Below are 25,225 nucleotides of genomic sequence, written 5' to 3' on the forward strand. Positions count from 1 at the left end.
GGTGAAATGAGGGGGAAACCGTGCGGATCGTGATCGCGGAAGACTCGGCCATTCTGCGCCAGGGCCTAGTCGAACTGCTGGGCCTGCGCGGCCACGAGGTAGCAGCGGCGGTGAAGAACGCCGACGACCTCCGGACCGCCGTCCGCGAGCACCGGCCCGATGTGTCTATTGTGGACATCAGGATGCCGCCGACCCACACCGACGAAGGCCTGCGCGCGGCGATTGACCTGCGCGCCGAACGGCCCGGCTGCGCGATTCTGGTCTTCTCGCAGTACGTCGAGACCAACTACGCCAAGCAACTGCTCGCCGGGGAAGCAGGCGCGGTCGGCTACCTGCTGAAGGACCGCGTCGCGGAGGTGTCGGACTTCCTCACCGCGCTGGAACGCGTCGCCGCCGGAGAGACGGTGCTCGATCCGGAAGTCGTCCGCCAGCTGTTCGCGACCACCGGCCAGGCCGGCCCGCTCGCCGAGCTGACACCGCGCGAACGCGAGATCCTCGGCTTGATGGCGCAGGGCCGGTCGAACTCGGCGATCGCGGCGGAGGCGTTCCTGTCCGCGGGCTCGGTCGAGAAGTACGTGACGAGCATCTTCGGCAAACTGGGCCTGCCGCCGTCGGACGGGCACAACCGGCGCGTCCTCGCCGTGCTCCGCTATCTCGATTCCTGACGCCTACCCTGACGGTATGTACTCCACCGAGATCGAGGTGCACACCGGCAACACCGCGGTCGTGCACAACCTGACCCGGGAGGCCGAAAGGTTCCTGCGCGACGCCGACGCCACCGACGGCCTGCTGCACGTGTGGGTGCCGCACGCGACGGCCGGGCTCGCCGTGCTGGAAACCGGCGCGGGCAGCGACGACGACCTCCTCGCCGCGCTCGACGATTTGCTCCCCCGCGACAACCGCTGGCGCCACCAGCACGGCACCGGCGGACACGGCCGCGACCACGTGCTCCCGGCGTTCCTCCCGCCGTACGCGACCGTGCCGGTGCTCGGCGGCGTGCTGCTGCTCGGCACCTGGCAGTCGGTGTGCCTGGTGGACACGAACGTCGACAACCCCGTCCGCCGCGTCCGCTTCAGCTACCTCACCGGCTGAACCCGCCGTAGCATCGCTGCCGTGACGGCCATTCGCGCGCACCGGCTGGTGCTCTGGGACATCGACCACACGCTCGTCGACTACACCGGGCTGGGGATCGGCTGGTACGGATCCGCGCTCGCCGCCGCGACCGGCGCGGAGTTCCGCACGCCCCCGGACTTCGGCGGCCGGACCGAACGCGCGATCACCGCCGACGTGCTGAAGACGCACGGGATCGAACCGGACGAGGACACCATCCAGCGGATGTGGCGGGAGCTGATCGCGGCCGTCGAACGCGCCAGGGAAACGCTGCCCGAGGAAGGCCGGGCGCTCGACGGCGCGGCGGCCGTGCTCGCCGACTTCGCCGGCCGTGAGGGCGTCGTGCAGAGCCTCATCACCGGAAACCTGCCGGAGATCTCGCTGCACAAGCTCGCCGCGCTCGGTCTCGACGAACATCTCGACCTGGAGATCGGCGGCTACGGCTCGCTTTCGGCCCGCCGCGCGGATCTGGTCCCGCACGCCGTAAAAGCAGCGGAAACGAAGCATGACACGGAATTCCCTGCTGAATCCGTAGTAATCCTCGGGGACACTCCCCACGATATCGAGGCCGCTCTCGATTACGGCGCGGTGGCGATCGGTGTCGCTACTGGCCGGTTTTCCGCCGAACAACTGACTGCCGCCGGCGCGCACCTGGTTTTGCCGGACCTCGCCGACCTTTCCGCCGTCCGCGCGGCAGTGCTCGGGACGCCGTGAGGCAGGCGACCGGAATCACTCGTTCGGGCGGCATTCGGTGTCAACCCCTGTTCCGGGTCGGATACGCCGCTCATTAGCCGAATGCCAGCTTCTTTGCGCTGGTGAGAGTGTTGCCCTACGCCGAGCGTCAGTCTTGGGACCAGGGTCGGGTCCCCCTGGGGTAGCAGTCCCTTAGGGGGAGAAGTAGGTCCGACGGCCGATGACCGCTTAAGATCGCCGCGCCAAACTTTCCCCATGACGATCGCACAGGGGGGAACCGGCCTCACGGCCGGAGAGGCACGCGGACGGCTAGCAGTGCTGTGGCACCGGATTCCGTTCACGACGACTGTCGTGCTCGCCATTTTGATCACCGGCGTCGCGACCGGTTCGCTCTGGCATGCCGCCGAGCACCAGCACGCTTTCCACTATTACGCCTACGGCCTTCCCTCGCTCGAACACGGCCGCTGGTGGACGCTGTTCACCGGGCCGTTCTACGCCCTGCGCCCGTGGTTCTACCTGCCGATGGCGGGCAGTTTCGCGTTGATGGCCGGATTCGCCGAATGGCACCTCGGCACCCGGCGTGCGATGGCGGTGACCATCGGCGGGCAAGTGGTGTCCACGGTCGTGGCGGTGCAGTTCCTTGAACTTTCCCGCAATTCCGGCTGGGCGTGGGCCGACCGGATCTCCGGCACGCTCGACGTCGGTTTCTCCGGCGGTGCGCTCGCCGCGATCGCCATCACCAGCGCGACCCTGCGCACGCCGTGGCGACTGCGCCTGCGAGCCGGGCTTTGCGTGTACGCCGGGGTAGCGATCGTCTATGTCGGCACGCTCGCCGACCTCGTGCATTTCTTCGCACTCGTTCTCGCACTGCCGCTGGGCCGCCGGCTCGCCGGGCCCGCCGCACGCAACGCGAACAAGCCGTCGCTGCGCGAATGGCGGCTGCTCGCGTCCGCCGGACTGGTGCTGCTGGTCGTCGCCGAAGTGGTGATGTGGCTGGTCCCCGGCGACGGCCCGTTCGGTTCGTCCGACTCGATCTCGTTGTCCGGCAACGAACTTCTCCCGCTGTGCGTCGTCGCGGTGCCGATCCTCAACGGGCTGCGCCGCGGTTCGCGGTTCGCCTGGCGGTGCGCGATCGCGCTGTGCGTGCTCGCCGCCTCGCAGATGGCGGTGCTGGCCGGGCTCGTCGCGATCACCCAGCTCATCCGCGAGGACTACAACCTCAGCAGCCCGCCGCTGTTCATTGTGGACAATCTCTTGTGGACGGTCGAACTGGTGCTGCTGATCTCCGCGCGGCGCGCGTTCCGGGTGCCTTCGCGACGCAGGCGGCGCAAGCTGTTCCGCGGCGGGCCGGACCCGGCCTTCGCCCGGCTTCTGCTGGGCCGCAACGGCGGCAGCACCATCTCGTGGATGACGACCTGGCCGCAGAACACCTACTTCGTCGCCTCCGACGGTGCGTCGTACCTGGCCTACCAGCGGCACGCGGGCGTCGCGGTCGCGCTCGGCGACCCGGTCGCGCCGGACGGGACGAGCGACCGCACGCTGCGGGAATTCTCCGCGATGTGCGAGAACACCGGGCTCGTGCCGTGCGTGTTCTCCGCGACCGCGGCAACCGTCGCGCAGACCGCGAAACTGGGCTGGCAGCACGTCCAGGTCGCCGAGGACACGTTGGTGGACTTGGAAAACCTCGAATTCCGCGGCAAGGCCTGGCAGGACGTGCGGACCGCGCTGAACCGCGCGAAGAAGGACGGGATCGAGTTCCGGCTGGTGCGGCTGGCCGAACAGCCGTGGTCGATCCGCGAACAGGTGCGAACGCTGTCCGAGGAATGGATCTGCGACAAGGGCCTGCCGGAAATGGGCTTCACGCTCGGCGGCGTGGACCAGGCGATGGACCCGGCGACCCGGGTCGGTCTCGCGGTCGACTCCGGCGGCACGGTGCACGGCGTGACGTCGTGGCTGCCGGTGCACACCGGCGACGGCGAGGTCGGCGGCTGGACGCTCGACGTGATGCGCCGCCGCGCGGGCGGATTCCGGCCGGTGATGGAGTTCCTGATCGCCTCGACCTGCCTGGCGTTCCGCGAGGAGGGCGCGAAGTTCGTGTCGCTCTCGGGCGCGCCGCTGGTCCGCAGCAACGACAGCACGCCGCGGCAGATGGTCGACCGGATGCTCGACGCGCTCGGCTCGATGATGGAGCCGTACTACGGATTCCGTTCCCTGCACGCGTTCAAGGCGAAGTTCCAGCCGCGGCACGAGCCGCTGTACCTCGCTTACCGCGACGAGGCCGATCTGCCGCGGATCGGGATCGCGCTCGGTCGCGCGTACCTGCCCAACGCCGGGCTGATGGACTTCGCGAAACTGGCGCTGCGGCGTCAGCGCGTGGTCGGCGGCGGCGTGGTCGTGGACCGCTCCGCCGCCGGGACGCCGCGGTAACTGTGCAGAATCCGGACGAGGTCGTCCCGGGACGCGGAGCCCGGGCGGCCCTGTTCGGAATACGCGACCAGCACGGCCGACTTTTCGCCGGCGTCGAGCGCGAGCGCCCCGACCAGCACGCTCCGCGGCTAGCACGGCGCGTTGCTCGGGGCCACCTCGGCGACCACGAGCGTGCCCTCGCGGCTTTTGTTCTCGATCTTGACCTCGGTCTTCTCCGGCGCGCCGGGCGTCACCTTCGCCGCCGGTGCGCCCTGACCGGTGTATGCGCTGACGCCCAGGTCAGTGACGGCCTTGCGAGCGGCTTCAGCGGCGTCGCCGGTCTTCTCGGCGGTGAAACCCGAGCCGCCGATCTGGCCGACCGGATCCTCCTTGCAGCTTCCCTTGCCGAGGAACGCGCTGGTGGACAGGTTGATCCCGGGCGATCCGGCGGCCGGGTCCCAGCCGTGCAGCGTGGTCGGAGCCGGCTCCCAGGACGGCGGCACGTCGTAGGCGTAGCTGCCGTCTTTGCCTGCCACTGACTGCCATCCCGCGACCACCGGCGGCACGACGACGCGGGGATCCGGCTGATAGGTGTACGGGGCGCGCGGAGTGTCGTCCGTGCGGGCGGAACGGTGGCTCTTGGCGGAGAAGGCGGTGTAGCCGAACACCCCGATCAGGATGACGATCGGGACCGCCTTGACCAGGCGGAGGTTGACCTTGCGGGGCGTCCCTCGCCGGAGCTGTGCCGGAGTGAGGGTCTGCCGCAGGGGATCCGGTTCCGGCGGAGTGTCCTGCGGCTGCGGGGCTGGTTCGGACGGCGCCGGGCCGGTTCTCCCGTACCCGGCGCTCGGGAACTTCGGCGCGTCGGACGGCTCGTACCCGCCGAAACCGCCCAGCGCGGCGTTGTCCCGGTATCCGCCGTCATCGCGGCGTTTGCGTCCGAACCAGCCCACGGCTTCAGCCGCTGACGAGCTTCGCGAGGTGGTCGACGACCGAGTCGACGGCGATTTCCTCGCGTTCGCCGGTGCGCCGGTCCTTGACCTCGACCAGCCCGTTCGCGAGGCCGCGGCCGACGACGAGGATCGTCGGGACGCCGACCAGCTCCGCGTCGGCGAACTTCACGCCCGGGGTGGCCTTGCGGTCGTCGAGGATGATTTCGAGACCTGCGGCGTCGAGTTCGGCGGCGATCTTCTCCGCGCCCTCGCGCACCGTCTCGTCCTTGCCCGCGATGACCACGTGCACGTCGAACGGCGACACCTCGCGCGGCCACACGAGGCCCTGCTCGTCGTGGTTCTGCTCGGCGAGCACGGCGACCAGGCGGGAGACGCCGACGCCGTAGGAGCCCATGGTGATCCGGACCGGCTTGGAGTCCGGGCCGAGCGCGTCCACCTCGAAAGCGTCGGTGTACTTGCGGCCGAGCTGGAAGATGTGCCCGATCTCGATGCCGCGCGCGGCGACGAGCGTGCCGTTCCCGTCCGGCGACGCGTCGCCCTCGCGGACCTCGGCGGCCTCGATGGTGCCGTCCGGGGTGAAGTCGCGGCCGACGACCAGGTCGAGCACGTGGTGGTCGCGCTGGTCGGCGCCGGTCACCCAGGCGCTGCCCTCGACCACGCGCGGGTCGACGAGGTAGCGGACCCCGTTCTCCTGCAACGCCTTCGGGCCGATGTACCCCTTGACGAGGAACGGGTTCTTCGCGAAGTCGGCTTCTTCGAGCAGTTCCACTTCGGCGGGTTCGAGCGCCGCTTCGAGGCGCTTGAAGTCCACCTCGCGGTCGCCCGGGACGCCGATGCCGAGCAGCTCCCACTCCTTCGCACCCGGCCGGCGCGTCTTGACCAGGACGTTCTTCAGCGTGTCCGCCGCGGTGAACTCGCGGCCGAGCCCGGCGGCGTTGAAGAACGCGACGAGGGTCTCGATGGTCGGCGTGTCCGGGGTGTGGTGGACCTGCGCCTCGGGCAGGCCGTCGAGCGGCCGGGCGGCGGGCACGGGCGTGACGACGGCTTCGACGTTCGCCGCGTAGCCCGATTCGGTGCTGCGGACGAAGGTGTCCTCGCCGTTCTCCGCGACCGCGAGGAACTCTTCGGACGCCGAACCGCCCATGGCGCCGGACGTGGCGGCCACGATGACGTACTCGAGGCCGAGGCGGTCGAACAGCTTGATGTAGGCGTCGCGGTGGGCCTGGTAGGAGCGCTCAAGACCCTCGTCGTCGAGGTCGAAGGAGTAGGAGTCCTTCATGACGAACTCGCGGCCGCGCAGGATCCCCGCCCGGGGACGCGCCTCGTCGCGGTACTTGGTCTGGATTTGGTAGAGCGTGACCGGGAAGTCCTTGTAGGAGCTGTACTCCCCCTTCACGGTGAGCGCGAACAGCTCCTCGTGGGTCGGGCCGAGGAGGTAGTCGGCCCCCTTGCGGTCCTTGAGGCGGAAGAGGTTGTCGCCGTACTCGGTCCAGCGGTTGGTGGCCTCGTAGGGTTCGCGGGGCAGCAGCGCGGGGAACTGGATCTCCTGCGCGCCGATCGCGTTCATCTCCTGGCGCACGGTCTCCTCGACGCGGCGCAGCACGCGCAGCCCGAGCGGCAGCCACGAGTAACCACCCGGGGCGACCCGGCGGACGTAGCCGGCGCGCACCAGCAGCCGGTGGCTGGGTACCTCGGCGTCCGCCGGATCCTCGCGCAGCGTGCGGAGGAACAACGACGACATCCTGGTGATCACTGGGAACTCCCTGCGCTGAGCGGGCCTTAGATGTTTCGCACAGAGTAGTCAACCCCCTGGCCGCGACGCATGCGGGTTATCGGCGGGTGCGGTTTTTGTCGGTGGTCGCGGTTAGCGTGCGGGCATGGGTTTGGAAATGGGCATGATCACCGTCGACTGCACCGAGCCGCAGCGCCTGGCGGAGTTCTGGACGGCGGCGCTGGGCGTTTCGGTGGCCGCGGACTACGGCGAGTTCGTGATGCTGGAGGGCCCCGCGTCGGGCGGGCCCCGGCTGGGGTTGCAGCGGGTGCCGGAGCCCCGGGCCGGGAAAAACCGCGTCCACGTGGACTTCGGAGCCGACGACCGGGAGGCGGAGGTCCGGCGGCTGGTCGGGTTGGGCGCGGCGGAGCTGGGGAGGCATTCGGCGCCGGGCCTGGAGTGGACGGTGCTGGAGGATCCGGAGGGGAACGTGTTTTGCGTGTCCGCGAAGGGGGCGCATTGAGGATGCGGTGAGACGCGCCCGGCTGGGTGACCGCGGCTGGCCCTGGCCGAGGGCGAGCGTGGGCGGAGCGGACGGTTCGGGCGGTGGCGGGCCCGGCAGAACCGGACGCGGGCGGGCGGACGGTTCGGGCGGTAGCGGACCCGGCAGAACCAGACGCAGGCGCGCGGACGGTTCGGGCGCGGGCGGCGGCGATCGCGGTCGTGCGCGGCGATCGCGGCGGTGCGTGGCAAAGGCAACCCCCGCACTGGCCCGCGGCCACCGGCGACCGCGGCCCACAGGCCAAGCGAGCCCGCACAGCAGCGGTCCCCGGCCGAGGGGGGTCAGTTGAGCGGCAAAACGTACCCGTAATTCCGCTCGGCCGTGCGATACCCGCACCGCTCGTACACCGCGAGCGCACGATGGGTGTTGTCCACGTCCACCGACAGCGACGACCTCTCGAAGCCAGCCGCGCGCCCGGCTTCGAGGGTGTGGGCCAGCAGGGCCGACGCCAGTCCTCGCCCGCGCGCCTCCGCCAGGGTCCCGACGTAGTTGACGTGCAGTTCCCGCACCCCCGTCGCCAGTGCGTCCGCCTCGTAGAACGACGACATCACGAACGCCACCACCCGGTCGCGCTCCGGAGAAAGGAGGAGGAACGACAAGTCCGGCTGGAAGTCCTTGTTGCCGCGGAACCGGTGCTTCCACTCGTCGGCCGAGAGCCACGTGCTGCCCCAGTGACCGGCGAACGCGGCGTTGCGTGCGTCGAGAACCAAGGCGTCGTAGTGTTCTTCGCAGGCGGCCAGCGGAAGGTCGTCCGGGAGCGGCGGGGCGGGAGGCAGCGAAGTCAGGTCCGCGCGCATCTCCACGAAGGTGCGCTCCTGCTTGAACCCGCCGCGTTCGAGGAGCGAGATGTACCAACGCTCGTTCTCGTGCGCACCGGCGTGGAGTTCGAGCTTCGCGTCCGGGAAGTGCTGGGCGTGGACATTCCGGCCCGTGCGCACGAGCCACTCGGTCAGCACCGAAGCGACCTCGTCCGTCCGGTGTTCCGGGTCGGTCAGCGACGCCACGTGCGGCTGGTGCACCGGCTCGGCGGCGGCGCGCGGGACGACCAGGGCGTAGCTCACCAGGCGCGGACCATCCCACGCTCCGATGCTCGCGCCGGGCAGATCGACCGAGGGGCCCGACATTTCCTGGCGCACGTCGCCCTCGTCCCAGTGCTCACCGGTCCGGTCGGTTTCCTCGGCGACCGCGCAGAGCCGGGTGACGGCCTCGACGTCGGCGAGCGTGAGCGGGCGCCAGGTGAGTTCCATGCGAGCCAGAGTAAGGAGCGGCACACGGCCGCCGCACCTGGATTACCGGGCGGTTACGCTCCGGGGGTGCTGGTGCTCCTCCCCCCTTCAGAAACCAAGGCCGGCGGCGGCAAAGGCGCGCCGCTGGACCTGGACGCCCTGTCGTTCCCAGAGTTGAACCCCGTGCGCGCCAAACTGGCCGACGCCCTCGTGGAGCTTGCGGCGGACGTCCCCGCGAGCCTCGCCGCGCTGGGCATCTCCGCGCGCCAAGCGGACGAGGTCACCCGCAACGCCCACCTCTGGACCTCCCCGACGATGCCCGCGCTGCGCCGCTACACCGGCGTTCTCTACGACGCGCTCGACATCAAGAGCTTCACCCGCGCCGGACTAGCCAAAGCACACCAGCGGCTGGCCGTCACGTCTTCTCTGTTCGGCGTCGTAGCAGCAACAGACCCCATCCCGGCCTACCGCCTCTCCGGCGGCAACACGGTTCCCGCGCTAGGCACCGTGCGAGGACTGTGGAAGCCGGTCCTGGAACCAGTGCTGCACGACGTCGAAGGCCTGGTAGTAGACCTCCGCTCGGGCACGTACGCCGCCTTCGCAAAGCTGCGCTCGGACGCAGTGACCGTCCGCGTAGTAACCGAAGACGCCAACGGCAACCGCACCACAGTGAGCCACTTCAACAAGGCCTACAAAGGCAAACTGGCCGCAGTACTGGCCACCTCGCGAAGCGAACCGTCCACTGTGGACCAACTAGTGCGCGTAATCGCCAAAGCAGGCCTGACCGTAGAACGCACCGGCGACCACGCCCTGGAATTGCTCACCGACTGACCATCCGCCACCAGCGCACCCCACCAGCGAGGCGCCCAGCCCCTCCCCCGCACCTCGATACGAAGCCCCCTGCACACTCAACCTTCGGGGTGCCCCACGCGACCAAGGCGGGCGCAACGTCGCCCCCAGGCGACGAGCCGTCCCCTCAAGAAAACCTCCCCGCCCCCAACCCGGCCAGCAACTCCCCGGGAACGTCCGCCCCCAGCACCAACTCCGCCACCAACTTCCCGGCGAACGGCCCCAAGGTAAGCCCGGCCGGCCCGAACCCGGTCGCCAGATACAACCCCGGCGCCACCTGCCCCAGCAACGGCAGCCCATCCGGCGACACCGGCCGAAACCCGACCCGCGTCTCCACCAGCCCCGCGTCCCCCAGCCCAGGCGCAACAGCCAACGCCTGCTCCAGCACTTCCCGCTGCCCAGCCGCGGTCACCCGATGGTCGAACCCGGCCTCGCTCTCCCGAGTAGCTCCCGCCACCACCCGGCCGCCGGGAAACGCCAGCAGATAATGGCTGCTCCGAGGCAACACCACCGGCCAGCCGGCGGTCTCCACCCCAGGCAGGTCGAAATGACTGATCTGCCCCCGCTGCGGCACAACCGGCACCGGCACCCCCAACGCCTCAGCCACCTGCCCCGACCAGGCCCCGGCAGCGAGCACCACCGCATCCCCGGCCACTTCCTCCGCCCCGGCCCGCACCCGCAACCCAGGCTCCAACGAAGCCTCAGCGGTCACGAACTCAACGCCCCGGTCAATCGCCGCGGAGATCAGCGCACGACGCAGCACCTGCCCGTCCACCCGCCCGGCCCCCGACAGACGCACCGCGGCCAGCCCCGGAGCCAACGGCGGAAAAAGCTCCCGCGCCTGCCCCTCGTCAAGCCGCTCAAGGACCCCGGCCTCCGGCGCGTCCGCCACCCGCCCGGCAAGCCGGTCATAAGCCGCGGTCAGCTCGTCCTCAAGAGCCGACACCACCATCCCGCCGACCACCTCGTACGACGATTCATGCCCAGCCTCGCTCAATTCCGCCGCCAACGCCGGGTAGTACCGCCCAGCAGCGGCCGCGAGCGGATAAACCGCTTCGTCCCAGGCGGAGGTCCAAGGGCTGACAATCCCGGCGCCCGCGTCGGTCGCCACCCCGGCCCGATCCGCGTCCACCACGACGACGTCCGCTCCAAGCAGCGCCAGATGGTAAGCCGTCGAAGCCCCGCCGATTCCGCTGCCGATCACGATCACGCGCATGTCTTCACCCTGCCTGTCCGCCGCCGAAACGTCGACCGAGCACCGCCATCGCCGCGTTGTGCCCGGGAATCCCGCTGACCCCGCCACCACGGACCGCGCCGGCCCCGCACAGCAACACCCGCTCGTGCGCGGTCTCGACGCCCCAGGTCCCCGCCGTCTCGTCCTCGCCGTAGGGCCACGACAGGTCGCGGTGGAAGATGTGCCCGCGTGGCAATCCCAGCTCCGCCTCCAAATCCAGCGGCGTTTTGGCTTCGATGCACGGTTTCCCGTCGTCGTCCAGCAGCAGACAGTCCTCGATCGGCTCCGCGAGCACGCTGTCCAGCGACGCCACCGTGGCCCGCAGCGCCTGCGCGCGCGCCCCGTCGTTGTCCGCCTCGAACAGCCGAGCCGGCATGTGCAGGCCGAACAATGTCAGCGTCTGCACGCCCGCCGACCGCTCAGCCGGGCCGAGAATCGAGGGATCAGTCAGCGAATGACAGTAGATCTCGCACGGCGGCACGGTCGGAATCCGGCCCTCCGCGGCCTCCTGGTAAGCAGTTTCGAGCTGGGCAAACGATTCGTTGACGTGGAATGTCCCGCCGAACGCGTCGCGCGGATCAACCGCCGCCTCACGCAGCCGAGGGAGCCGGCGCAGCACCATGTTCACCTTCAGTTGCGCGCCCTCCGGCGACGCCGCGGACTCCTCGCCGAGCAACCGGGCGAGCGTGCGCGGCGCGACATTCGCCAGCACATGCCCGCCGACCACGACGCGGTCGGCATCGCCTGCGCGGTAACGAACTTCTCCGTCCGGCGTCACAGACAGCACCTCCGCGCCGGTGACCAGCGTCGCCCCAGCGCGACGAGCGGCGTCGGCGAGAGCATCGGTGACCGCGCCCATCCCGCCGACCGGGACGTCCCAGTCACCAGTCCCGTTGCCGATGAGGTGATAGAGCAGGCAACGGTTCTGCCGAAGCCGCTCGTCGTCCGCGGAGGCGAAAGTGCCGATCAACGCGTCAGTGAGCACGACCCCGCGCACGACGTCGTCGTCGAACAACTCGCGCAGCGTTTCCCCTGCCGGACGCTCGAAAAACGTCGTCCACACCTCGTCGTCGCCGATCCGGCGCCGCAACTCGGCACGCGTCGGCAACGGCTCGGTCAGCGAAGCGAAAGTCGCTTCCGCCACCCGTGCCGCCGAGGCGTAAAACCGTTGCCAGGCCGCATAGTCCTTAGTGGACCCAGTGACCGCGCGGAACGACGCGCCGGTCCGCTCGCCGTCGCCCGTGTCGACAAGGAGACCCGTTCCGCCGGCCGGGGTATAGGACGACATCCGCCGCCTCCGCAGCTGGACGCCCAAGCCCAGCTCGGCCGCGATCCGCTGGGGCAACAGGCTGACCAGGTACGAATAGCGCGAGAGCCGGACGTCCACGCCGGGGAAAGCGCGGAACGACACTGCCGCGCCACCGATCTCCGCACGCCGTTCCAGCACCAGCACCGACCGGCCGGCCCGGGCCAGATAGGCAGCGGCGACGAGCCCGTTGTGCCCGCCGCCCACGATCACCGCGTCGTAGTCCACCGCCGCGAGCCTAATGCTTGACCAGGAGCGCGCTCCAGGCTTTAGCGTCGCCGGAGACAGGATCCAGCGCAGAAGGAGCGACCATGACCGACGTCCCGACCCGGAACCTCGGCGGACTGACGGTTTCCGCACAGGGCCTGGGCTGCATGGGAATGAGCCACGGCTACGGCGCGACCGACGACGCGCAGTCGATCGAGACGCTGCGCCACGCCGTCGACCTCGGGGTGAATTTCCTCGACACCTCTGACTTCTACGGCTCCGGCCACAACGAGCAACTGATCGGCCGCGCGATCGCCGACCGCCGCGACGAGGTCGTGCTCGCCACGAAATTCGGCATCGCGAACCGCCTCGGCGAACCGACCCAAGTCCGCGGCGACGCCGCCTACGTGCACCAAGCCTGCGACGCCTCGCTGCGACGGCTCGGCATCGACCACATCGACCTGTACTACCTGCACCGAGTCGATCCGGATGTGCCGATCGAGGAAACCGTCGGCGCGATGGCCGAACTGGTTCAAGCCGGGAAAGTCCGCCACCTCGGGCTTTCCGAGGCGAGCGCGCGGACCGTCCGGCGCGCACACGCGGTGCACCCGATCGCGGCGCTGGAGAGCGAATGGTCCCTGTGGACCCGCGACCTGGAAGCCGAAATCGCACCGACCTGCCGGGAACTGGGCATCGGCATCGTCCCGTTCTCCCCGCTCGGCCGCGGCTTCCTGACCGGCCGCTACCGCTCGACCGCGACGATGGCGGACAACGATGTGCGGCGCTATCAGCCCCGTTTCGCCGACGGCAATCTCGACCGGAATCTCGCGATCGTGGCGAAACTGGAGGAGCTGGCCACCGCGAAGGAGGTCACGACCGGACAGCTGGCGCTGGCGTGGGTGCAGGCGCGCGGCGAGGACGTGGTGCCGATCCCGGGCACGCGGCGGAAGCAGTACCTGGAGGAAAACCTCGCGGCCCTGACCGTAGACCTCACCACCGACGATCTCGCCGCGATCGAGGCCGTCGCCGCGCCGGAGAACTTCGCGGGCGAGCGCTACGACGCGGCGCATCTCGCATTCGTCAACCGCTGACCCGCCTGAGGCGACGCTGGATCTCCAGCGTCGCCTCAGCCGCCGGCCAAACGGTCCAGCGCATCGAACGCCCGCGCGCGACGAACTTTCCTCGTGCCTCCGAGCCAGTCCGGCCGAGACTGGCTCCCGCTCGAACCCGGCCCCTGGCGGTTCCCTTACCGACGCGAGCCATGGACGCAGCAGCCTGCCTCAGCCGCCGACCAGGCGATCGACCGCATCGAACGCCCGGGTCAACCGCTCCCGGTGCGACACCCTCAGCTCAGCGAGGTCCTGCCCCTCCAGCCGCCGCCGGATCGTCTCCACCGTCACAGTCCGGTAAGCCGCCACCACCAACGCCGCGACCAGCGCCGCGTCCCCGGAGAACCGCGCGTCCGCGGCGAGTTCCGCGGCCAGCTCGGCTTCCATCTCGTACCCGAACGCGCGCAGCCGCGCGATCAGTGCGGGCGACTCCGCGACCGTCCTCATCAGCGGCTCGATGTCGCCGCCCACGCCGGACAGCACGTGCCCGTCTTCCTGCAGCGTCAGCGCGAGCTGCCGGAGCGCGTCCACCACGCCGCCAGTCCGTTCGCGGACCGCCGACCGCACCAGTTCGATCGCCTCCGGCAGGCGGTCCAGCAGCAGGTCCTCCTTGCGCTCGAAGTGCGAAAACACCGTCACCTTGGACACCCCGGCCGCGGCGGCGACCTCGGCGATCGTGACCGCGTCGAACCCGCGTTCCAGGAACAGCCCGGTCGCGACCTCGGCGATCCGCGCCCGCGTCTTGGCTCCGCCTCGATCGCCGCGATTGGGCATGAGTCCACCCTTCCGTGTTGTATTTACCTGGTAAGCTTACTAGGTAAGCACACTTGGTTAAGCCGTCGGACAAGAGTAGAGGGGAGAACGACATGGAGCGCACTGAGGTGATCGTCGCGGGGGCCGGGCCCACCGGGCTGTTCCTCGCCGGGGAACTGGCGCTGCGCGGGGTGGCGGTGACGGTGCTGGACCGGTTGCCGGAGCCGGATCCGAACATCAAGGCCGGATCGGTCAACGTCGCCAGCGCCGAACTCCTCGACCGGCGCGGCCTGCTGCCCGCGGCGGAGGCGGCCCAACGGCGGTTCCTCGCGTCGGTCGGCAAATTCGGCCCGACCGTCGAGGCGGCCAAACGGGGCGGCCGCCGGTTCCTGGCCGCCGGGCACTTCGCCGGCTTCCTGTTCGACAACGACCTGATCGACCAGAGCGATCCCGTGCTCGCCGCGCACCGGGCGGTGTCGAACGGGCTCGGCGTGCCGCAGCAGGAAGTCGAGCTGATGCTCGGCGAACACTGCGCCACGCTTGGCGTCGACCTCCGGCGCGGCATCGAAGTGCACGGCGTGCGGGCCGCCGACGAGTCCGTGACAGTCCACACGAGCGCGGGCGAGTTCACCGCGGGCTGGCTCGTCGCGGCCGACGGCGGGCGGAGTGTCATCCGGAAGCAGCTCGGCATCGAGTTCGACGGCACAGATCCGGAGATGACCGGCTACCAGGCCATCGCCGACTTCGCAGACGCGAGCGGCCTGCGCCCGGGCTGGACCTGGACGCCGCGCGGCGTCTACGCGTACGGCCCAGTCCCCGGCCGCATCTTCCTCAGCCGATTCCGGCAGCCGCCGGAGGACCGCGACGCCCCGGTGCCGGTCGAAGAGCTGCAGGAAGCCGTCCGCGAGGTCACCGGCGTCCCGGTCATCATCACCGGAATCCAGGGCCGGGCAACGCGCTTCACCGACAACGCGCGTCAGGCTCGGCACTACCGGCACGGCCGCGTATTCCTGGCCGGCGACGCGGCACACGTCCACTCCCCGCTCGGCGGACAGGGCCTGAACCTCGGTCTCGGCGACGCGGCGAACCTCGGCTGGAAGCTCGCCGCGACCGTCCAAGGCTGGGCGCCTGCGGGACTGCTCGACACCTACGAAACCGAACGCCACCCGGTCGGCGCAGCAGTGCTCGACTGGACCCGTGCCCAGGTCGCTCTCCTGCGCGGCGACGAACGCACCGAACAACTGCGCGAAATCGTCGGCGGCGAACTGCTCCGAGTGCCCGCCGCGATGAACCGCATCGTCGCGCTGTCGTCCGGAATCCTGCAGCACTACGACGTCGCCGACGACGCCCCCGCCCCGGTCGGATCGATCGCCGGAGACGTCGAACTGACGTCCGGAACCCGCCTCGCCGACCACGCACACGACGGCCGCTTCGTCCTCGTCGACCACTCCCCCGACAGCCGGTTCGCAGTATCCGGCTTGGACGACCGGCTCGCGTACGTGGCCGATCCAGCGGACGAGCCGAGCCTGCTCGTCCGCCCGGACGGAGTGATCGTCTGGGCCAGTTCCGGAAGCGACGACCAGAAGCTCCTCGACACCGCACTCGCGCGATGGGCAGGCGCGAAATAACCAGTCACGCGACCCAACCGGCAAACCCAGCCCCTCGCCCGCCCAGACAGAGCCACCACGTCGGCAAGCTCGGAAGCGACGACCAGAAGCCCCCGACACCGCAGCCGCACAACGAGCAGCCGCGAAATAACCAGTCACGCGACCCAACCGGCAAACCCAGCCCCTCGCCCGCCCAGACGGGGCCATCACGCGAGCCAGTCCCGGAAGCGACAACCAGAAGCCCCCCGACACCACACTCACACGATGGGCAGGCGCGAAATGATCAGCCACCAGGCCCAACCGGCAACCAAGTCCCCTCGCCCGCCCGGATCGCGTGACCGCGCAGACGAGTCCCGGGACCGGCCAACCAGAAGCTCCCCGACGCCATACTCACACGATGGGCAGGTACGAAATAGATCAGTCACGCGTTCCGGCCGACCGGCCGGAGCGATCACAGAGGCGAGTTCCGGAAGCTCCGCGTCACCGCACGCGCGTGCCGGGCGGGCACGAAATAAATCAGTTGCGCGGGTTCGAGACGGGCGGCAAAGTGGTCGGCGTCCGGCGGGTTGCCGTCGGCTGCCGGAAGCAAGGGAGGTGCGTCGTGGAGTTTGTCCGGGCGCAGTCCTGCCCTCTTCCGCCCGCCCGCCTCGGCTAGAGCACGCGCTCGCCCGGTGGGCACCCTGGTCTAGGAGAACCCACCAGTGCGCGAGCACGATTTCGACGAATTTTCCGAAGCCTCCGACTACACCGACCGCCGGATGCGCCGTCGCCCCCGCTACGACGACGGGCCCGCCCCCGCTCGCCGGGGACGGCTCACCGAAGCCGAGCGAGTCCGCCTCGCCCAGCTTCGCGAAGACGCCTACACCGAAACCGCATTGCCCGACGGCGCCGACCGATGGACCAACTGGGACGACGCCGACCAAGGCCCGCATCCGCGGCCCGATTGGGTGGTCACCGAACTCGCCGCGGTCGACACCGATCTCGGCGTGCTCAAGACCGGCAAGGAAGCGGACGTGCATCTGCTGCGCCGCAACCTTCCCGGAGAAGACGGAGTTCTGCTGGCAGCCAAGCGATACCGCTCAGACGAGCACAAGCTGTTCCACCGCGACGCGGGCTATCTCGAGGGCAGGCGGATGCGCCGGTCCCGCGAGATGCGGGCGATGGCGGGGCGCACCTCGTTCGGCCGCAACCTGATCGCCGAACAGTGGGCGGTGGCGGAGTTCGCCGTCCTCAGTCGCTTGTGGACGATCGGCGCGCCGGTGCCGTATCCGGTGCAGCGGCACGGCACCGAGATCCTGCTGGAATTCCTCGGCGAATCCGACGGCACCGCCGCGCCGCGGCTGGCGCAGCTGCGGCCCGGACCGGACGAGCTGGCCGATCTGTGGGAGCAGGCCGTGTCGGCGCTGGAACTCCTGGCGGGGCAAGGTCTCGCGCACGGCGACCTGTCCGCGTACAACCTCCTGGTGCACGAAGGCCACCTGATGGTGATCGACCTGCCCCAGGCGGTCGACGTGATCGCGAACCCGCGCGGCCGGGAATTCCTCGCCCGCGACGTCGCGAACCTCGCCGGCTGGTTCCGCGGCCGCGGACTGTCCGAACAGGTCGCCGGCACCGATGACCTGGTGCGGGAACTGGAAAACGCGGCCGGTCTCGGCTGAAGCTCCGGGCGGGGCCGCGGGTGTGCGACAGGCCACACCTGCGACCCCGCCCACAACCGCGCACCTGGGTGCGGGGCAACCGCGATCTCTCAGGTAGAGTGTGTCAAGACCGCAACGGCGGCGTGGATGAGTTGGTGTCCGTCGCCTCCACAGTCCGCAGAAGGACTCGCGGCCATCCGAAGCAATTTCCGTCGGTGTGCCACGCCATGGCTCGGCGCACCGGGTCCGTCCCTGTGAACGCCCATCGCCACACCATCTTGCCCTGCCTGCGCGCGGGCAGCCCGGGCCTCCCTTGCGACGTGCCACGTCCGAGAGGCATTTGTGACAGTCACGTACGAACCCGGCCAGTCCTCCCGCTCCCGCGGGGACCGCCCCGAGCGCAAGCCTCGGCACCGGCCGGCCGGTGGAGACGTTCTCCACAACGACACGGTGGAAACCCCCGCCGTGAAGACCTTCGCCCAGCTGGGCCTGCCCGAGCCGCTGCTGCGGGCGCTCGCCGAGGCGGGCATCGACGCTCCGTTCCCCATCCAGTCCGCGACCATCCCGGACGCGCTGGCCGGCCGCGACGTGCTGGGCCGCGCCCAGACCGGTTCCGGCAAGACGCTGGCCTTCGGCCTGGCCATCCTGGCCCGGCTCGACGGCGGCAAGGCCCGCCCGAAGCGCCCCCGCGCGCTCGTGCTGGTGCCGACCCGCGAGCTGGCCATGCAGGTCGCCGACTCGCTGACCCCGCTCGCCAAGTCCCTCGGCCTGTGGTGCCGCACCGCGGTCGGCGGCATGTCCTTCGGCCGCCAGGCGGAATCGCTCGCCCGCGGCGTCGACCTGCTGATCGCCACCCCGGGACGGCTGTCGGACCACGTCCGCCAGGGCACCGCCTCGCTCGGCGACTGCAACTTCATCGCGCTCGACGAGGCCGACCAGATGGCCGACATGGGCTTCATGCCGCAGGTCCGCGAGATCATGGACCTCACCCCTCCCGGCGGGCAGCGGCTGCTGTTCTCCGCGACGCTCGACGGCGACGTCGACAAGCTGGTCCGGCAGTACCTGGCCGACCCGGTCACGCACTCGGTCGCGCCGTCGACCGCGAGCGTCACCACCATGGACCACCACCTGTTCCAGGTTTCGCACTCCGACAAGCAGGACATCATCACCCGGATCGGCGCCCGCGAGGGCCGCACGATCATGTTCGTGCGCACCAAGCACCACGTGGACCGGCTCACCGAGCGGTTGCGCGAGAGCGGCGTGCACGCGGTCGCCCTGCACGGCGGCAAGACCCAGGGCCAGCGCAACCGCGTCCTCGCCGACTTCAAGGAAGGCCACGCGGCGGTCCTGGTGGCCACCGACGTCGCCGCGCGCGGCATCCACGTCGACGACATCTCGCTGGTGCTGCACGTGGACCCGGCCGCGGACCACAAGGACTACCTGCACCGCGCCGGCCGCACCGCCCGGGCGGGCGCGTCCGGCATCGTCGTCACCCTCGTGACGCACGACCAGCGGCGCACCGTCCGCCGGATGACCGATCGGGCCGGCGTGCGCGCCGAGACCACGATGATCCGCACTCACGACGAGGACCTGTCCCGCATCACCGGTGCCCGCGAGCCGAGCGGCGAGCCGGTCGTGGAGCGTCGCCGGGAGTCCCCGCGCCGTTCCGGCGGCCGCGGCTTCGGCGGCGACCGCGGCGGCTTCCGCGGCCCGCGCGAGGGCGGCGGCTACCGCGGCGGACGCGAAGGCGGCCGCGGCGGCTACGGCGGCTCTCGCGAAGACCGTGGCGGTTACGGATCCCGTGAGGACCGCGGTCCCCGCGAAGGCGGCTACAACCGCGGCTCGTACGAGGGCCGAGGCTCCCGCGACGGCGGTTACGCCCGCGAGGGCGGCTACTCGCGCGAGGGCGGCCGCGAAGGCGGTTACGCACGCGAAGGTGGCTACGGCTCCCGTGAGAACCGCGGCGGCGGTTACAGCCGCAGCCGTCAGCAGTCACGCTTCGGCGGTGGCGGCTCCGGCCGCCCGCAGCGCCCGAGCCGTGGCCCGCGCCGCGGTCACGACGCCTGATTGATTCCTGGAGAACGGCCCCGCTTCGGCGGGGCCGTTCTTCGTTTCCGGGCAGGTTTCGCCTGCTGAACCGGATCGCACACCGCAGCGGCCGGACCTGGGCTCACCGTCAGGCCGCAGCAGTCACCGCACCCCAGCAGCCGCGACCCGACGCAGCGATCGCCGCCGAGCACGGGTCTCACGCACCAGCCAGTCCGCACCCCACCACAGCGGCCGTCACCAAGGAGGGGCCGCGCCCGCCGACTCTCACACGTTAGACATGCCACGCTCCGCCACCCCGCACCCCGACACAGCGGCCGCCACCAAGGAGGGGCCGCGCGAGCCAGCCAGCCCGCATCGCTGAAAGCCACAACCCGACGCAGCAGCCGCCGACTACGGGTCTCGCACGCCGGGCCACACTCCGCCAGCCCGCACCCCGGCCCAGCGACCATCGCCAAGCACACGCCCCGCCCACCAGCCAGCCCACACCCCGACACAGCAACCATCACCAAGCACACGCCCCGCCACCAGCCAGCCCGCCCCCAAAGCCACACCCCGGCCGTCGCCAAGCAAAGGTCGGGCCAGCCGGCCCGGCCCAAACCCGCCGCACCAGCCTTTTTCCGTTGTCCCGTCCCGCTTCCCGGCCTTCCCGAGGCGGGGGCGGGAAACGCGGCACCCGGCCGGATGCGACACTGCCTCAGTGACTGACACTCCGCCGCTGCCGCCTGAGAACGTCTTCGACTGGCTTGAAGCCGAAGGCCAGCGGCGCGCGGAAGCCGGTCTGTCCCGTCGGATGAACCCGCGGCCGGCGCAGCACTCCACACTTGACCTCGCGGGCAATGACTACCTCGGTCTCGCCCGCGACAAGCGCGTCGCCGGAGCCGCCGCCGCGGCCGCGTTGCGGTGGGGTGCCGGGGCTACCGGATCGCGCCTGCTCACCGGGTCCACCGAACTCCACTCGGAACTCGAACACGAGCTGGCCCGGTTCTGCGGAGCCCAGGCGGCGCTCGTCTTCTCCTCCGGTTTTACCGCCAACCTCGGCGCGGTGACGGCACTGTCCGGCTCCGAATCGGCGATCGTCACCGACAAGTACGTGCACACGTCGCTGGTCGAAGGCTGCCGGCTGTCCCGCGCGGACATCGCGGCCGTCGAGCACGCGACGCCGTCGGCGATCAAGCACGCGCTGGCCACCCGACGCAAACCGCGCGCGATTGTCGTCACCGATTCGGTGTTCTCCACCGACGGCGAACTCGCGCCGCTGGGCGAACTCGCCGAGATCTGCCGTGCGCACAGCGCTGCGCTGGTCGTCAACGACGCGCACGGTTTCGGTGTCCTCGGCGAAGGCGGCCGGGGTGCGGTGCATGCCGCCGGACTGTCGTCCGCGCCGGACGTCGTCACCACGCTCACGCTTTCCAACGCCTTGGGTGCTCAAGGCGGCGCCGTGGTCGGTCCGCGCCGCGTGGTCCGGCATCTCGTCGACACGGCGCGCAGCTTTATCTTCGACACCGCGCTCGCTCCGGCCAGTGCCGCTGCCGCGTTGACGGCGTTGCAGGTGCTCAAGTCCGAGCCGGAACTGCCGGCAAAGGTCATCGAGAGCGCCGGGAACCTGGCGATGGGACTGAAGAACGCCGGTCTGCCGGTCGATCTCCCGGAGGCTGCCGTCGTCGCCGTGCGGACGCCGTCGCCGCAAGCGGCCGCCGCGTGGGCGGAAGCCTGTGCCGAGCAAGGGATCCAGGTCGGCTGCTTCCGGCCGCCCGCCGTGCCGGACGGCGTTTCCCGGCTGCGCCTCACCGCCCGCGCGGACCTGTCCGAGGCGGACGTCGACCGTGCGGTGAAGGTGATCGCCGCGACCGCACCCCGGGGTTAAGCGGGGCGGCGCATGGTGATGTGCGGGATTCCGTCCTCAAGAAATTCCTCGCCCTCAGCCACAAAACCGAACCGCGCGTAAAGCTTCTGCGCGTAGGTCTGCGCGTCCAGCACGAACGCACCGGTCGCACCGTCCAGCGCCGCCGCCATCAGCTGCGCCGCCAACCCCTGGCCGCGCGCTGACTTCGCGGTCACCACCCGGCCGATCCGCCGGCCGCCGCCCGGCTCGGCCAGGACACGCAGGCACGCGAGAACCTCGGTGCCGGAAGCCAGCCACAGATGCTCGGTCTCCGGAAGCAGATCGAGCCCGTCGATGTCGGCGTACACGCAGTCTTGTTCCACCACGAACACGTCCGACCGCAGCCGGAGGATTTCGTACAGGTCGGCAGCGGCGAGGTCGGGCCCGGCGGCGCGGTGCAGAGTCGTCACGCCGCCTTGCTTAACACAGCTCAGCCGAACAACCGCGCCTGGGACTGGGCCGCGATGTCGTCGGAGAACCGCGAAACCCGCGTGTACACCCCGGGCTTGCCCGGTTTCCCGCAGCCGTCGCCGAAGGACACGATGCCGATCAGCGTGTCGCCTTCGACGAGCGGGCCGCCGGAGTCTCCCTGACAGGCGTCCTGGCCGCCCTGCGGGTAGCCGGCGCACACCATGCTCGCCGGGTCGTAGGTGTCGTAGGCCGTTTTGCACGTGGAGTCGCTGACCAGCGGCACCTGGGCGCTGCGCAGCACGTCCGACCGCTGCCCGCCTTCGGAAAGCCGTCCCCAGCCGAGCACGGTCGCCTGCGTGCCTTCCGCGTACAGCGACTGGTCGCTCTTGTCCGCGACCTTCGCCGCGCGGTAGGGCAGCCGTCCGCGCACGGTGAGGACCGCGATGTCGTCGCCCTTCGTCGGGTCGCTGTAGTCCGGGTTCACCCAGACCCGCGAGACGCCGAGTTCCACGCCGTCGCCGCCGCGCTTGTCCTGACGGCCCGCGACCACGCGGACCGACGACTGCGACAGGGCTTTCGCGCAGTGCGCGGCAGTCGCCACCGCTGACGGGCTCACGATCACCGCGCCGCAGAACTGTGAACCGCTCTGGTCGGTGAGGTACACCGCGTACGGGTGCTCGGCCAGCGAAGCTTCGCTGCCGCCGACGATCCGGGGCTGCGCGTGCGAACCCGGGTCGGACGGCGTCGACGCCCAGGCCGAGCCGACCGGGACCGCGATCGCGGCGGCGAGCAGCGAGCCCGCCGCGAGCAGGACCGGACGACGGAACTTCGCGGGCATGGGCTTTCCCTTCATCGGCACTACGACGGCACAGCCTGGACGCGCACGGGAACCAACCGACTCCGGCGCGTGCACACACGGCCGCGATTACCCTAAACGGGCCAAGCCCAAAACGGTGTCACTGGAACGGGTGGACTCTCTATACACCGAGCGCATTCGCTTAGCTGGAGACATGCGACGGAAAACAGCCGCGACGGCCGGCGCGCTGATGGTCTTTCTGCTGGCCGGATGTGCCACCAGCACCCCCGCGGCTCCCCCGCCGAGCCCGCTGAGCGCGCCGTCGGCGCCGTCCAGTCCGGCACTTCCGGCAACTCGGACAGCGACGAGCGCGCCCGCCGTCACCTGGCAGGTGGGTGCCCGTCCGCTGCCGCTGCGCCCGGACGGCTTCGGCCAGATCCTGCCGACTCCACCCGAACTGGTGAACCGCTCGCTGCCGACCCAGGACTTCCTTCCACCGCCGTCCAGCACGACGTACGCCGCGAAGATCGCCGACGTCCCCGACGCCGTGCTCAAGCGCAGCACCTGGCAGGCCGCCTGTCCGGTGCCGGTGGCCGACCTCCGCTACGTCACGCTTTCCTTCTGGGGCTTCGACCATCGCGCACACACCGGCGAGCTGCTGGTGAACAAGGACGCCGCTCCAGCGGTCGTCAAGGCGTTCAGCGAGCTGTACGCGCAGCAGTTCCCCATCGAAGAAATGCGCATCACCTCCCCCGCCGAACTCGACGTTCCGCCGACCGGCGACGGCAACGACACCAGCGCGTTCGTCTGCCGTCCGGTGCGCGGGCAGAAGAACTGGTCCGCGCACGCGTACGGGCTCGCGGTGGACGTCAATCCGTTCTGCAACCCCTACACCAAGGACGACCTCGTCCTCCCCGAGCTGGCCTCCGCTTACGTCGACCGCGCGAACGTGCGGCCGGGGATGGTCACCGCCGGCGGCCCGGTCGTGCGCGCGTTCGCCGGGGCGGGCTGGCAGTGGGGCGGGGCGTGGAAGTCGCCGGTCGACCGGATGCATTTCACCGCCAACGGCGAGTGATCCGGGAACACCCGGGCAGGCGTCCGGGGTTGACTAGGCTGGCAGCAAACCGCTTTCGGGAAGGACCGCCGTGCCGCACTACGACCTGGTGATCATCGGGACCGGATCGGGAAACTCGATCCTCGGGCCGGAGTTCGCCGACCTCCGGACGGCCATCGTGGAGAAGGGCGTGTTCGGCGGGACCTGCCTGAACGTCGGCTGCATCCCCACGAAGATGTTCGTCTACACCGCCGACGTCGCCGCGACGCCAGCGGGCAGCTCGCGCTTCGGCGTGGACGAGGAGCTCACCGCGGTGCGCTGGCCGGACGTCCGCGACCGGATCTTCGGCCGGATCGACCCGATCGCCGAGGGCGGCGCGGAGTACCGCGAGAACCACGAGGACAACCGCAACGTCGAGGTCTACCGCGGCGAAGGCCGGTTCACCGGCAGGAAGGAGCTGCGAGTCAGCTTCGCCGACGGCCGTCCGGACGAGGTCGTCACCGCGGACCGGTTCGTGCTCGCCGCGGGCGGACGGCCGGTGATCCCGGACGTGCCGGGGCTGGCCGAAACCGGCTACTACACCTCCGACACGATCATGCGGCTCGACGCGCTGCCGGAGCGGATCGTCGTCCTCGGCGGCGGATACATCGCGGCGGAGTTCGCGCACGTCTTCGCCTCGTTCGGGGTCGCGGTCACGATGGTGAACCGTTCCGGCGCGCTGCTGCGGCAAGAGGACGCGGACATCAGCGCCCGGTTCACCGAGCTGGCTTCGCGACGATTCGACGTCCGGCTGGACCGGAAGACGGTTCGCGCGCGCAGCACGGACACCGGGGTCGCGCTGGATCTCGAAGGCCCGCAGGGCGCGGAGACCGTCGAGGCCGACCTGATCCTGGTCGCCACCGGCCGCAGGCCGAACTCCGATCTGCTCGACGTGGCCGCCACCGGCGTCGCCACCACCGAACGCGGGCACGTCGTGGTGGACGACTACCAGCAGACGTCCGTCGAAGGCATCTACGCGCTCGGGGACATCTCGTCGCCGCTGGAGCTGAAGCACGTCGCGAACCACGAAGCCCGTGTGGTGCAACACAATCTGGCGCACCCGGACGACCGCATCAAGGCCGACCACCGGTTCGTGCCGCACGCGGTGTTCACCTCGCCGCAGGTGGCGTCGGTCGGGCTGACCGAGGCGCAGGCGACCGGGCGCGGAGTGTCCTTCGTGGTCTCGAAGCAGGACTACGCGGGCATCGCCTACGGCTGGGCGATGGAGGACACCACCGGTTTCGCGAAGTTGCTGGCCGATCCGGCGACCGGGCAGCTGCTGGGCGCGCACATCATCGGCCCGCAGGCGTCGACGGTGATCCAGCCGCTGATCCAGGCGATGAGCTTCGGCCTCGACGCGCGGTCGATGGCGCGGGGGCAGTACTGGATCCACCCGGCGATGCCGGAACTGGTGGAGAACGCGCTGCTGAATCTGCCGCTGGACTGACCCCGGGACACCGGGAGGTGATCGCCCGGGGCGGCGATTCCGGAATCAGGCAACAAGGATGTCGCGTTGCCAGGGTTCCCCGCGCAGGTGCGGGGACTGACCTGACCGCCGGGGAGTCGTTGCGGCCGCGGAGGAAAGGGCCGCTCGCTGGACCGAGGTCACGGATCTTGAGCTGGCGTTGCTC

Annotated in this window: 20 protein-coding genes and 1 pseudogene; 13 read left to right on the top strand and 8 right to left on the bottom strand. The window is 70.4% G+C overall.

Features of this window, described 5'->3' with window-relative positions; all coding sequences use genetic code 11:
- Positions 1-20 precede the first annotated feature (20 nt).
- The 4 genes from BM362_RS42090 (at position 21) to BM362_RS42105 (ending at position 4,230) form a co-directional block, all read left to right on the top strand.
- On the top strand, positions 21-665 hold the full coding sequence (locus BM362_RS42090) for a response regulator transcription factor (RefSeq protein ID WP_043834330.1): 645 nt from the start codon (positions 21-23) through the stop codon (positions 663-665).
- Positions 666-681: 16 nt separating this feature from the next.
- Positions 682-1,092, top strand: coding sequence for a YjbQ family protein (locus BM362_RS42095; RefSeq protein ID WP_037820381.1), 411 nt, complete (start codon positions 682-684; stop codon positions 1,090-1,092).
- A gap of 30 nt (positions 1,093-1,122) precedes the next feature.
- Entirely contained in the window at positions 1,123-1,824 is a 702-nt protein-coding gene (locus tag BM362_RS42100; RefSeq protein WP_167545650.1) for a haloacid dehalogenase-like hydrolase, read from the top strand.
- Between the two features lie 234 nt (positions 1,825-2,058).
- The gene (locus tag BM362_RS42105) at positions 2,059-4,230 is read left to right on the top strand and encodes a bifunctional lysylphosphatidylglycerol flippase/synthetase MprF (protein WP_093576937.1); all 2,172 of its coding nucleotides are present in this window, start codon (positions 2,059-2,061) and stop codon (positions 4,228-4,230) included.
- Here the strand turns inward: BM362_RS42105 and BM362_RS42110 are convergent.
- Positions 4,170-5,162, bottom strand: a pseudogene (locus BM362_RS42110) (DUF8017 domain-containing protein). The gene BM362_RS42105 and the pseudogene BM362_RS42110 sit on opposite strands and share 61 nt — an antisense overlap.
- A 4-nt stretch (positions 5,163-5,166) precedes the next feature.
- Complete coding sequence (locus BM362_RS42115; protein WP_093576938.1) at positions 5,167-6,915, bottom strand: proline--tRNA ligase; 1,749 nt, start codon at positions 6,913-6,915, stop codon at positions 5,167-5,169.
- 124 nt (positions 6,916-7,039) lie between these two features.
- On the opposite strand from BM362_RS42115, the gene BM362_RS42120 reads away from it, so the two are divergent.
- Entirely contained in the window at positions 7,040-7,396 is a 357-nt protein-coding gene (locus BM362_RS42120; RefSeq protein WP_093576939.1) for a VOC family protein, read from the top strand.
- A 320-nt stretch (positions 7,397-7,716) separates the two neighbouring features.
- Here the strand turns inward: BM362_RS42120 and BM362_RS42125 are convergent, their stop codons facing one another.
- Positions 7,717-8,682 (bottom strand): GNAT family N-acetyltransferase, encoded by a 966-nt coding sequence (locus BM362_RS42125; protein WP_167545647.1) that lies wholly within the window; start codon positions 8,680-8,682, stop codon positions 7,717-7,719.
- A 66-nt stretch (positions 8,683-8,748) separates the two neighbouring features.
- Between BM362_RS42125 and yaaA the strand changes: the two genes are divergently transcribed.
- The gene (gene yaaA / locus BM362_RS42130) at positions 8,749-9,492 is read left to right on the top strand and encodes a peroxide stress protein YaaA (protein ID WP_093576941.1); all 744 of its coding nucleotides are present in this window, start codon (positions 8,749-8,751) and stop codon (positions 9,490-9,492) included.
- Between the two features lie 145 nt (positions 9,493-9,637).
- On the opposite strand, the gene BM362_RS42135 is transcribed toward yaaA, so the two are convergent.
- Complete coding sequence (locus BM362_RS42135; RefSeq protein WP_093576942.1) at positions 9,638-10,726, bottom strand: NAD(P)/FAD-dependent oxidoreductase; 1,089 nt, start codon at positions 10,724-10,726, stop codon at positions 9,638-9,640.
- Between the two features lie 4 nt (positions 10,727-10,730).
- Entirely contained in the window at positions 10,731-12,278 is a 1,548-nt protein-coding gene (locus tag BM362_RS42140) for a phytoene desaturase family protein (protein ID WP_067591092.1), read from the bottom strand.
- Positions 12,279-12,361: 83 nt separating this feature from the next.
- Between BM362_RS42140 and BM362_RS42145 the strand changes: the two genes are divergently transcribed.
- A complete protein-coding gene (locus BM362_RS42145; protein ID WP_093576943.1) occupies positions 12,362-13,348 on the top strand; it encodes an aldo/keto reductase in 987 nt (328 codons plus the stop codon).
- Positions 13,349-13,537: 189 nt separating this feature from the next.
- Here BM362_RS42145 and BM362_RS42150 read toward each other — a convergent pair whose 3' ends face one another.
- A complete protein-coding gene (locus BM362_RS42150) occupies positions 13,538-14,140 on the bottom strand; it encodes a TetR/AcrR family transcriptional regulator (protein WP_093576944.1) in 603 nt (200 codons plus the stop codon).
- 92 nt (positions 14,141-14,232) lie between these two features.
- Between BM362_RS42150 and BM362_RS42155 the strand changes: the two genes are divergently transcribed.
- From BM362_RS42155 to BM362_RS42170, 4 genes are all read left to right on the top strand, one after another.
- Positions 14,233-15,747 (top strand): FAD-dependent monooxygenase, encoded by a 1,515-nt coding sequence (locus tag BM362_RS42155; RefSeq protein WP_093576945.1) that lies wholly within the window; start codon positions 14,233-14,235, stop codon positions 15,745-15,747.
- 680 nt (positions 15,748-16,427) lie between these two features.
- A complete protein-coding gene (locus BM362_RS42160) occupies positions 16,428-17,384 on the top strand; it encodes a serine protein kinase RIO (RefSeq protein WP_093576946.1) in 957 nt (318 codons plus the stop codon).
- Positions 17,385-17,705: 321 nt separating this feature from the next.
- Positions 17,706-19,430, top strand: coding sequence for a DEAD/DEAH box helicase (locus BM362_RS42165; RefSeq protein ID WP_093576947.1), 1,725 nt, complete (start codon positions 17,706-17,708; stop codon positions 19,428-19,430).
- A gap of 679 nt (positions 19,431-20,109) precedes the next feature.
- Complete coding sequence (locus BM362_RS42170; RefSeq protein WP_093576948.1) at positions 20,110-21,276, top strand: 8-amino-7-oxononanoate synthase; 1,167 nt, start codon at positions 20,110-20,112, stop codon at positions 21,274-21,276.
- Here BM362_RS42170 and BM362_RS42175 read toward each other — a convergent pair.
- Positions 21,273-21,704 carry a GNAT family N-acetyltransferase gene (locus BM362_RS42175; RefSeq protein ID WP_093576949.1) on the bottom strand — a complete coding sequence of 144 codons (432 nt, stop codon included), beginning with the start codon at positions 21,702-21,704 and terminating at the stop codon, positions 21,273-21,275. The two genes, BM362_RS42170 and BM362_RS42175, sit on opposite strands and share 4 nt — an antisense overlap.
- A gap of 20 nt (positions 21,705-21,724) precedes the next feature.
- A complete protein-coding gene (locus BM362_RS42180) occupies positions 21,725-22,543 on the bottom strand; it encodes a S1 family serine peptidase (RefSeq protein ID WP_067591073.1) in 819 nt (272 codons plus the stop codon).
- Positions 22,544-22,715: 172 nt separating this feature from the next.
- Here BM362_RS42180 and BM362_RS42185 point away from each other — a divergent pair, with 172 nt between their 5' ends.
- The gene (locus BM362_RS42185) at positions 22,716-23,576 is read left to right on the top strand and encodes a M15 family metallopeptidase (RefSeq protein WP_093576950.1); all 861 of its coding nucleotides are present in this window, start codon (positions 22,716-22,718) and stop codon (positions 23,574-23,576) included.
- Positions 23,577-23,646: 70 nt separating this feature from the next.
- Positions 23,647-25,041 (top strand): mycothione reductase, encoded by a 1,395-nt coding sequence (locus BM362_RS42190; protein WP_093576951.1) that lies wholly within the window; start codon positions 23,647-23,649, stop codon positions 25,039-25,041.
- The last annotated feature ends 184 nt before the right edge of the window (positions 25,042-25,225 follow it).

Origin of the sequence: Amycolatopsis rubida, assembly GCF_900115345.1 — a bacterium.
GTDB lineage: Bacteria > Actinomycetota > Actinomycetes > Mycobacteriales > Pseudonocardiaceae > Amycolatopsis > Amycolatopsis rubida.

Coding starts and splice junctions, on each gene's coding strand:
- BM362_RS42095 (WP_037820381.1), top strand. CDS start 682: ATGTACTCCACCGAGATCGAGGTGCACACCGGCAACACCGCGGTCGTG.
- BM362_RS42105 (WP_093576937.1), top strand. CDS start 2,059: ATGACGATCGCACAGGGGGGAACCGGCCTCACGGCCGGAGAGGCACGC.
- BM362_RS42120 (WP_093576939.1), top strand. CDS start 7,040: ATGGGTTTGGAAATGGGCATGATCACCGTCGACTGCACCGAGCCGCAG.
- BM362_RS42125 (WP_167545647.1), bottom strand. CDS start 8,682: ATGGAACTCACCTGGCGCCCGCTCACGCTCGCCGACGTCGAGGCCGTC.
- BM362_RS42135 (WP_093576942.1), bottom strand. CDS start 10,726: ATGCGCGTGATCGTGATCGGCAGCGGAATCGGCGGGGCTTCGACGGCT.
- BM362_RS42145 (WP_093576943.1), top strand. CDS start 12,362: ATGACCGACGTCCCGACCCGGAACCTCGGCGGACTGACGGTTTCCGCA.
- BM362_RS42150 (WP_093576944.1), bottom strand. CDS start 14,140: ATGCCCAATCGCGGCGATCGAGGCGGAGCCAAGACGCGGGCGCGGATC.
- BM362_RS42155 (WP_093576945.1), top strand. CDS start 14,233: ATGGAGCGCACTGAGGTGATCGTCGCGGGGGCCGGGCCCACCGGGCTG.
- BM362_RS42180 (WP_067591073.1), bottom strand. CDS start 22,543: ATGCCCGCGAAGTTCCGTCGTCCGGTCCTGCTCGCGGCGGGCTCGCTG.
- BM362_RS42185 (WP_093576950.1), top strand. CDS start 22,716: ATGCGACGGAAAACAGCCGCGACGGCCGGCGCGCTGATGGTCTTTCTG.